The sequence below is a fragment of the Streptomyces spongiae genome (assembly GCF_009377185.1).
Lineage (GTDB): Bacteria > Actinomycetota > Actinomycetes > Streptomycetales > Streptomycetaceae > Streptomyces > Streptomyces spongiae.
In genome coordinates this window covers 1-9,365 of the sequence record NZ_VJZC01000393.1, presented here as the reverse complement: position 1 = coordinate 9,365, position 9,365 = coordinate 1, and the positions used below count along the sequence as shown (strand labels likewise).

Here is a 9,365-nt window from a genome sequence, read left to right as displayed (position 1 = left end):
CTCTTCGGCCCTGAACGGGCCTCGTCCTCAAACGCCGGACGGGCTGAAAATGCAGCCCCGTCCGGCGTTTGAGGGAGGAAACCTACTTCACCGACCCGGCCATGACCCCCTGCACAAAGTGCCGCTGGAACGCGAAGAACACCACCACCGGCACCACCAGCGACACAAAGGCCCCCGGCGCCAGCACATCGACGTTGCTCCCGAACTGCCGGATCTGCGACTGGAGTTCAACCGTCAGCGGCTGTGAAGCGCTGTCGGCGAACAGCAGGGCCACCAGCATGTCGTTCCACACCCACAGGAACTGGAAGATGGCCAGCGAGGCGATCGCGGGCCGCCCCACCGGCAGCACCAGCCGGGTGAAGATCCGCCACTCGCTGCCGCCGTCCATCCGCGCCGCCTCCAGCATCTCCTTCGGCATCTCGGCGAAGTAGTTGCGCAGCAGGAACACCGCGAACGGCAGCCCGTACGCCACGTGGAAGAGGACGACTCCGGGAATCGTGCCGAACAGCCCCAGCTGACCGAAGAGTTTGGCGACCGGGAGCAGTCCGATCTGTACGGGCACCACGAGCAGCGCCACCACGACCAGGAAGGTCGCCTCGCGGCCGGGGAAGTCGAGCCACGCGAAGGCGTACCCCGCGAGGGCCGCGATGACCACCACCAGCACGGTCGCCGGTACCGAGATCAGCACGGTGTTCCAGAAGGCCTGGCTGATCCCGGCGTTCTCCAGCAGCGCCGAGTAGTTGTCGAAGGACAGCTGGCCGGGGCTGGTGAACACGGTCCACCAGCCGCCGTTCGCCGTGTCCTCGGCGGACCGCATCGACGACAGGAACAGGCCGGCCAGCGGGGTCAGCCACACCAGCCCGATCACCACCAGAAACGCCTGGACCAGTCCGTTGCCCAGGCCCCGCCTGACCGCGTTCATCGCTGACTCCTTCGGAAACGGCGGACGTTGAAGACCATGGCGGGGATCACGAGCAGCAGGAGAAGCACGCCGAGCGCGCTGCCCAGGCCCTGGTTGTTGCCGCCGCCGAACGACACCAGCCACATCTGGGTCGCGAGTACGGTCGCGTCCTCCTGCACCGGGCCGGGCGCGATGATGTAGACGAGGTCGAAGACCTTCATCACGTTGATGACGAGGGTGATGAACACGACCGTGAGGACCGGTGCCAGCAGCGGCACCGTGATCCGCCGGAAGATCTGCCACTCGTTGGCGCCGTCCATCCGCGCCGCCTCCAGCGCGTCCCGGGGGAGGCTCGAAAGGCCCGCGCCGATCAGGACCATCGCGAAGCCGGTCCAGATCCACAGGTACGCCCCGATGATCGCCGGCGTGACGAGCGTGGGCCCGAGCCAGGAGATGCCCTCGTAGGGGGCGGCGAAGTTCGAGGCCGGCAGCTTCACGGAGTACGAGCCGTCGTCCAGCCCCTCGAAGCGGAAGGAGCCGTCGGACGCGGTGGTCGTGGTGGCGGCTGTCTTCCCGTCGCGCACCGCCTCGACCTTCATCTCCGGCAGCCCGCTCTCCCGCCGGTCGACCTTGCCCTGCTCCCCTCCCCCGCCGGGCGTGAAGTCGAGGTACACGACGCCGCGCAGCTCACCGGAGGCCGCCTTCTGCCCCGCCGCCGCGTACGCCGGCCGGGTGCCCCCGGGCAGGTCGTCGGCCAGCACACCGACCAGGCCGAGCGTCACCGTGTCGCCCGGCGACACGCTCGCGCCGGTGCGGTACGAGCCGTCCTCCTCCTTCGTCAGCCCCTGCCCGTCGCGTGCCCGTGCCGTCGGATAGGTAGACGTGCCCTGGAAGGCGTCGTGCACGGAGACGACGGCGGCGTTCAGCACGCCCTTGTCGGGGTCCTCGTCGTACGCCAGCCGGAAGATGATGCCGGCGGCGAGGAAGGACACGGCCATCGGCATGAACAGCAGCAGCTTGAAGGCGGTCGCCCAGCGGACCTTCTCCACCAGCACGGCCAGGATCAGGCCGAGGCCCGTGAGCAGGGCAGGGGCCACGACGACCCAGATCGTGGTGTTTCGGATGGCCTTGAGGGTGGCCGGGTCGCGGAACATCTCGGAGTAGTTCTCGCCGCCCACGAAACGGGTGCCGGAGGCGTCGAAGAAGCTGCGTCCGATGGAGAAGAGGACCGGGTAGACGACCAGCGCGCCGAGCAGGAGCAGCGCGGGACAGACGAAGAGCAGGGCGATGATCATTCCGCGCCGCCGAGAGCGCCGGGCGCGTGCCTCGCCGGCGCTCTCGGCGGGCTGCGGGCTCGTCTCTTTCACGAGGGTTGCGGTCATGTCCGGTCAGCCCTGGCCCTGGTACGCCTTGGCCGCCGCGGCCTCCAGCTTCGCCGCCGTGCCCTTCGCGTCCGACGGGTCGCGCAGGAAGTCCTGGAGGAGCTTCCACTCGCCCGCGCCCTTGGTGCCGCCGAAGGCCGCCGGCGCCTGGTCGGACATGTCGAAGCGGACCGAGTCGCCGGCCGAGACGAGGGACTTGGCCGTCGCGCGGGTGACGTCGTCGCCGTACGAGGCGAGGTCGACGTTCTTGTTCGGTGACAGGAAGCCACCGGCCTCTGCCCAGACGGCCGCGGCCTCCGGCGTCGCCAGGTACTCCAGCAGCGCCATGCCGGCCTTCTGGTTCTTGCCGTCCTTCAGCACGACGGCCGCGTCACCACCGCTGACGACCGGCGCCTCGCCGCCGCCGACCGCCGGGAAGGGGAAGAAGTTCGCGTCCTCTCCGACCGACTTGCCGAACTGGTCCTTGGCGACGCCCGCGACGAAGTCGCCCTCGTAGACCATGCCCGCCTCGGGCTTCGGCCCGAACACCTTCTCCACCGAGCCCGGGAAGTCGGTGTTGAGGGCCCCCTTCTGGCCGCCCGCGATCAGCTGCTTGTCCTTGAACAGCTTGCCGAGCGTGTCGAGCGCCTCGACCACCGACGCGTCGGTCCACTTCAGCTTGTGCGTCGCGAGGGCGTCGTACTTCTCGGGTCCGGCCTGGGAGAGATAGACGTTCTCGAACCAGTCGGTCAGCGTCCAGCCGTCCTGCCCGGCGACCGAGAAGGCGGCGAGACCGGAGTCGGAGACGGTCTGTCCGGCCTTGAGCATGTCGTCGTACGTCTTCGGCGGCTCGACGCCCGCCTGCGCGAGGGCGTCGGGGCTGTACCAGACGGTCGACTTGTGGGCGGCCTTGAAGTAGAGGCCGTAGAGGGAGCCGTCGACGCTGCCGTACTTCTTCCAGACGGGGGCGAAGCCATCGTCCACGGACTTCTGGGCCGTGCCGGACAGGGGCTTGAGCCAGCCCTTCTTCGCGAACTGCTGGAGAACTCCCACCTGCGGGACCATCACCACGTCGGGGGCGTTGCCACCCTCGATCTTGCTGCCGACGACGGTGGAGACGTTGTCCCCGGTGGGCATGAACTGGGTCTTGGCGCCGGTCTTCTCGGTGAACGCGTCCAGCACCTTCTGGAAGTTCTTCTGCTCAGTGCCGGACCAGACACCGGCCACGGTGACCGTCTGGCCACTGAGTGCCTTGTCGCCGCCGCCCGCGGAGACCGGCCCACCGCCGCAGGCGGTCGCGCCGAGTGCCAGGACGAGGGCGGTGCAGCCGGTGAGCAGGGTGGTGCGTCGTCGCATCATCGTTGATGTCCTTTCGGGGATGGGGAGTTGACGGAGGTCGGTTCTGGAGATTCAGCGGTCGTTGATCCACCAGGCGGCGGTCGAACCGGGCAGCACCCCGGCCGGGCAGGGCCCGCTCGACAGCAAGGGGGTCCCGGAGACCGGCGCGGGCGTGGGCGCGGTACCGAAGTTGACGGCGCAGACCAGGCCGTCGCCGCGGACGAAGGCCAGGACGCCGGGCACGCTGTCCAGCCAGTGCAACGAGCCCTCGCCCAACTGGGGCAATGTGGCACGCAGTTGGAGGCCGTCGCGGTACAGGTGCCAGAAGGAGCGGGTGTCGGCGCGGGCGCGGTCGGTGGCGTACTCGGCGAAGTACTCCGGCTGCGGCAGCCACGGCTTGGCGCTCTCGGCGCCGGAGGTGAAGCCGAACGGTGACGCCTGTCCCGACCACGGCAGCGGCACCCGGCAGCCGTCGCGTATGCGCGCCCGGCTTCCGGTGCGGTGGAAGATCGGGTCGGTGAGCACGTCGTCGGGCAGGTCGACGACCTCCGGCAGGCCCAGTTCCTCGCCCTGGTAGATGTACGCGGCACCGGGCAGCGCCAGCATCAGCAGAGCGGCGGCGCGGGCGCGGGCGGCGCCGAGGCGGCTGCCCTCGGTGGCGGGTTCGCCGTAGCGGGTGACGGTGCGGACCTGGTCGTGGTTGTTGAGGACCCAGGTGACCGTCGAGCCCGTGCCGGCGATGTCCTGCATGGCCTCGGAGATGACCTTGCGAAAGGCGTCGGCCTCCCAGGGGGCGCTGAGCAGGTCGAAGAAGAATGCCTGGTGGAGTTCGTCGGAGCGGACGTACAGGGCGTGCTCACGCGCGGTCGGGACGGACACCTCGCCGACGAGGAGGCGCTCACGGCCGTCGCGGGCGGTGTACTCCTCGCATATGGCACGCCACTCGCGCCACACCCGGTGCACCTCGGGCTGGTTCCAGGCGAGCGGGTTGACCGAGTCACGGGTGCGGGCGTCGGCCTCCGGGTCGTCCGAGTCGGGCAGCTCCGGGTGCTTGAACAGACCAGCGGCGACATCGATCCGGAAGCCGTCGATGCCCCGGTCCAGCCAGAAGCGGAGGGTCCGGTCGAACTCGGCCGCGATCTCGGGGTTGCGCCAGTTCCAGTCGGGCTGCTCGGGCGCGAACATGTGCAGGTACCACTGGCCGGGCCGTCCGTCCGCCTCGGTCACCCGGCTCCAGGCCGGGCCGCCGAACATGGAGTGCCAGTTGTTGGGCGGCTCTTCGCCGTCGGCGCCCCGGCCGTCGGCGAAGTGGAAACGGGCACGGGCCGCGCTGCCGGGCTCGGCGGTCAGCGCCTCCTCGAACCACGGATGCCCGCTGGAGCAGTGGTTGGGGACGATGTCGAGCAGCACCTTGATCCCGAGCCGGCGGGCCGCCGCGACCAGCAGGTCGAACTCGGCGAGGTCACCGAAGAGCGGGTCGACGTCGCGGTAGTCGGCGACGTCGTAGCCGTGGTCGTGCTGCGGTGAGGGATAGAAGGGGCTCAGCCAGATCCCGTCGACGCCGAGCTTCTTGAGGTACGGCAGTCCGGCGCGGACCCCGGCCAGATCACCGACGCCGTCGCCGGTGCTGTCCAGGAAGCTGCGGACGTAGACCTGGTAGATCACCGCGTCGCGCCACCAGTGGTACTTACTCAACATGCATGCATGTTAGGTAGGCGTTTCACGAGGGTGTCAATGAAAAGAACAGAGGCAACTGTCGAACCGGGGCCCCAAATACGGGCTTATCGGGTCAATAGCAGAAGAGATGAGATGCCCTCGTTACTTAACAAGTAACTAGCGGCTGGAGACGGCCGCCAGCTCGCGCGCCAGCCGCCGTACCGCTGCCTCGGGCGTATCGCGCCCGGCCATCGCGTCGTGCACGACCGCCTGCACCACCAGGCTCACCTGGTCGTAGCGCGGGCTCTTGGGGCGCGGCGCGGCCGTGAGCACGCTCGCGCGCAGGGTGGGCAGATACGGGAACTCCCGGACCAGCTCCGGATCTTCGTACAGGTCCGCCCGTACGGGAGGCAGGGCACCGCGCGTGAGGACCTGGCGCTGGACGCGCTCGCCGGACAGGTACGCGAGCAGTCGCGCGGCCGAGTCCGGGTGCTCGGTGTGGGTACTGACGGCCAGGTTGGAGCCGCCCAGCACGCTGGTCCCGGGCCCATCCGGCCCCGGCAGCGGTACGGCGCCGATCTTCCCGGAGACGGGTGAGCCCTTGGCCGAGGCGCCGACATAGGCGTACGGCCAGTTGCGGAGGAACAGCAGGCGCCCGTCCTCGAAGGCCTGCTTGGACTCCTCCTCCTTGTACGTCAGCGCCCGCTTCGGGATCCAGCCCTCACGCACGCCCCGGGCGAGGAAGTCGATGCCGTCGCGGGCCGCCATCGAGTTGACGGTGACGCGCTCGCCCTCGTCGCCGAGGATCGAGCCACCCGCCGAGTAGACCGCCTCGGCGGCGTTGACCGTGAGGCCCTCGTACGGCAGGAACTGACCGGCGTAGCCGTCGAGGCCGTACTTCGGGGCGATGGTCTTCGCCTGTTTCTCCAACTCGGCCCAGGTGCGCGGTGGGTCGACGCCCTCCTTGGTGAGGATGTCCCTGCGGTACAGCAGCAGACCGGCGTTGGTGACGTACGGAACCGCGTACAGCTGTTCGTCGTAGGTAGCCGTGTCCACGACCGGTGGCAGGAAGGTGTCCAGCGGGAAGCGGTCGCGTGCCAGCGGGCGAATCCAGCCGTGCGCCGCGAACTCCGAGGTCCAGCTGACGTCGATGTTGAGGACGTCGAAGCGGCTGCGCTCGCCGGCGCGCAGGTCGGTGGTCATCTGCGCGTGGGTCTCGTCGGCGGAGTCGGGCAGCTCGACGAGGGTGACCTTCTCGTCGGGGTGGGTGCGGTTCCAGCCCTCCAGCACGGAGCCGAGGTAGCCGGTGAGGTCCCCGGCGGTGGCGAGGGTCAAGGGCCCCCTGCCGCCCGCGGACCCCTCGTCGGCACGGGCGCCGGAGGCGACGTAGCCGGTCAGGACCACGACGAGGACGAGAAGGCCCCTACCGGCGGCGTGGATCCACCGCATAGGTTCCTCCCTGTACACCTGGCACCGGGCATCTTCGCCCGGGTCAGAGGCCATGTATACCTGTTAGGTATGCGCGATACTAGGGCCTGCGGCACATTACTCGGGATGCGGGAGGAGAGCACGAGTGCGGCTGCCCCTCCTGGCCTTGCTGGCGCGCGGCCCGGCCCACGGCTACGAGCTCAAGCAGGGCCTTGAGCAACTGCTGGGCTCCGCGTACCCTCAGCCGAACGTCGGTCAGATCTATGTGACCCTCGGCCGTCTCGAGAAGTCGGGACTGATCGAGGGCGAGGACGTCGAGCAGTCGAGCCGGCCCAACAAGAAGGTCTACCAGCTCACCGACGCCGGGCGTGAGGCGCTGCGCGCCTGGTTCGAGGAGACCGAGGACGAGCCGCGCGTGCGGGACGAGTTCTTCATGAAACTGGCCCTCGCCCAGCAGACCGGTCTCGCCGACCAGATCGCCCTCATCAACAGACAGCGGCGCCAGTACCTGAACACCATGCGTCAATTGTCGAAACTGGCCACCGCCGAGGACCGGGACAACCGCATCGCCCAGCTGCTGATCGAGGGCGCGATGCTGCACCTTCAGGCCGACCTCGACTGGCTGGAGCGGTGCCAGGAAGAGCTGGAGGAGCCGGAGTGAGCGACGATTCCACTCCTGTGCTGCGCGCCGACGGGCCTGTGACTCCCGACGAGCGTCCTGTGCTGCGCGCCGAGGGCCTGGTCAAGACGCATCACGGCGAGGGCGCTCCGGCGCATGCCGTGCGGGGCGTGGATCTTTCCGTCCGGCAGGGCGAGTTCGTGGCCGTCACCGGTCCGTCCGGCGCCGGCAAGTCGACCCTGCTGCATCTGCTGGGCGGCTTGCAGCGCCCGGACAGCGGGAGCATCCGGCTGGACGGCGAGTGCGCGGACCGGTGGAGCGAGTCCCGCTGGTCGGTGGAGCGCAGAAAGCGCATCGGGATCGTCTTCCAGTTCTTCAATCTGGTCTCCAATCTCTCGGTAGCCGACAACGTGGAGCTGCCCGCCCTGCTGGCCGGCGTCCCGCCCAAGCGGGCCCGCGCCGAGCGGACGGAGCTGCTGGCCGAGCTCGGTCTCGGGGGCAAGGAGCGGAGCATGCCGGGCGAGCTGTCCGGAGGCGAGCAGCAGCGGGTCGCGCTGGCGCGGGCGCTGGTGAACCGGCCGCCGCTGCTGCTGGCCGACGAACCCGCCGGCAGCCTGGACAGCAAGGGCACCCGCGAGGTGATGCGGCTGCTGTCCCGCTTCCACCAGCGCGGCCAGACGATCGTGCTGGTCACGCACGACGCGCGGCTCGCGAGCGCCGCGGACCGGGTGATCAGCTTCTTCGACGGCCGGATCGCCGACGACGCCGAACTGGACGGCGGCCTGCCGCCGCGCCGGGCCGGGACGTCGGGTGTGCTGGAGCTCAGGGACTGAGATGCGCCTGTACGAGGTTTTCCCCGGTGACGGGCCGAAGTGCCGTGTGGCCCCCGCCGACGGGCCGACGAGCCAGGTGACCGGGCCGGAAAACCCCACCGACGGGCCGACGAGCCAGGTGGCCGGGCCGAAGAACCCCACCGTCGGACCGAGGGGCTGAAGCCGGTGCGAGCCACCCTGCGCTGGGCGCACTCCGATCTGCGCACGCACCGCGGCGAGGCGCTGTTCCTCGTGCTGGCCACGGCCGGGATCGTCGTCTCGCTGCTGCTGGCCACGGCGCTCTTCGGCTATGCCACCAACCCCTGGCAGCGCGTCTTCACGCAGGCGCACGGCGCGCACGTGTGGCTGCACACCGGTGCCTCGGCCGACTCCGGAAAGCTGGCCGACCTGGACGGCATCGAGTCCGTCGCGGGCCCCTACCCCACCGCGTCCGCCACCCTCGCCTCCCGGGGCACCCGCGCCTCCGTCGAACTGCGCGGTACACCCGAGCGCCCCGCCGTCGGCCGCCCCCTGCTGACCTCCGGCCACTGGCTGGACCCCGCGAACCCCGACGGCGTGGTCCTGGAGAGCCGCCTGGCCCGCGCCCTCCTGGCCGCCCCCGGCGACACCCTCACCCTGCCCGGCACCGGCCGGACCCTGACCGTCCTCGGCATCGCCGACAGCGCCGAGCCGCGCTACCGGCCGGGCGAACAGGCGGGCCTCGTCTGGGCGCCGCCGTCCGCCGTGCGCGACCCCGGCGGCCAGGTCATCGGGCTGCGCCTGACCGACCCCGACGACACGGACTACGCCGTCCAGCGCGCCGTCACCGTGCTGGGCGCCGGCGCGGTCAGCGAGGTCTCCACCTGGAAGCAGGCGCGGGCCGAGGCGCAGGGCGACAACCGGCTGCTCGGGCAGGTGCTGGGGCTGTTCGGGCTGGGCGCGCTGGTCGCCGCCGGGCTCGCCGTGCACGGCGCGATCGGCACCCGGATCCGCGGTCATCTGCGGGACATCTCGGTGCTGAAGGCGATCGGCTTCACGCCCGGCCAGGTGGTCCGCGTCTTCCTGCTCCAGCACCTGGCCTACGCGCTGCTGGGCGCCCTGGCCGCCGCGACCGTCATCGAGGCCCTGGGCAACCGCGTCCCGGGGCGGCTCGGGGACGCGGTCGGGGTGTGGCAGGGGCTGCCCGGACACACCGTGGCGCTGTTCACGGTGCCGGTGGGGGCGGTGCTGTTCATCGGGGCGACCACGGG

General features: G+C 70.4%; 8 protein-coding genes. 3 read left to right on the top strand and 5 right to left on the bottom strand.

What is annotated here, in order from left to right; translation table 11 throughout:
- Positions 1-82: 82 nt before the first annotated feature.
- The 5 genes from FNH08_RS35570 to FNH08_RS35550 form a co-directional block, all read right to left on the bottom strand.
- The gene (locus FNH08_RS35570) at positions 83-922 is read right to left on the bottom strand and encodes a carbohydrate ABC transporter permease (protein WP_152775649.1); all 840 of its coding nucleotides are present in this window, start codon (positions 920-922) and stop codon (positions 83-85) included.
- The gene (locus FNH08_RS35565) at positions 919-2,283 is read right to left on the bottom strand and encodes a carbohydrate ABC transporter permease (protein WP_152775648.1); all 1,365 of its coding nucleotides are present in this window, start codon (positions 2,281-2,283) and stop codon (positions 919-921) included. Before FNH08_RS35565 ends, FNH08_RS35570 begins: the two co-directional genes overlap by 4 nt.
- Before the next feature lie 6 nt (positions 2,284-2,289).
- A complete protein-coding gene (locus tag FNH08_RS35560; RefSeq protein WP_152775647.1) occupies positions 2,290-3,621 on the bottom strand; it encodes an ABC transporter substrate-binding protein in 1,332 nt (443 codons plus the stop codon).
- A gap of 51 nt (positions 3,622-3,672) precedes the next feature.
- Entirely contained in the window at positions 3,673-5,298 is a 1,626-nt protein-coding gene (locus tag FNH08_RS35555; RefSeq protein WP_194238721.1) for a glycoside hydrolase family 13 protein, read from the bottom strand.
- Positions 5,299-5,433: 135 nt separating this feature from the next.
- Entirely contained in the window at positions 5,434-6,705 is a 1,272-nt protein-coding gene (locus tag FNH08_RS35550; protein WP_152775646.1) for an ABC transporter substrate-binding protein, read from the bottom strand.
- Positions 6,706-6,829: 124 nt separating this feature from the next.
- On the opposite strand from FNH08_RS35550, the gene FNH08_RS35545 reads away from it, so the two are divergent.
- The 3 genes from FNH08_RS35545 to FNH08_RS35535 all read left to right on the top strand — a co-directional run.
- A complete protein-coding gene (locus FNH08_RS35545; protein WP_322726027.1) occupies positions 6,830-7,345 on the top strand; it encodes a PadR family transcriptional regulator in 516 nt (171 codons plus the stop codon).
- Positions 7,342-8,136 carry an ABC transporter ATP-binding protein gene (locus FNH08_RS35540; RefSeq protein WP_407704512.1) on the top strand — a complete coding sequence of 265 codons (795 nt, stop codon included), beginning with the start codon at positions 7,342-7,344 and terminating at the stop codon, positions 8,134-8,136. Before FNH08_RS35545 ends, FNH08_RS35540 begins: the two co-directional genes overlap by 4 nt.
- A 165-nt stretch (positions 8,137-8,301) precedes the next feature.
- A partial coding sequence (locus FNH08_RS35535) for an ABC transporter permease (RefSeq protein ID WP_322726026.1) occupies positions 8,302-9,365 on the top strand: 1,064 nt, incomplete at its 3' end.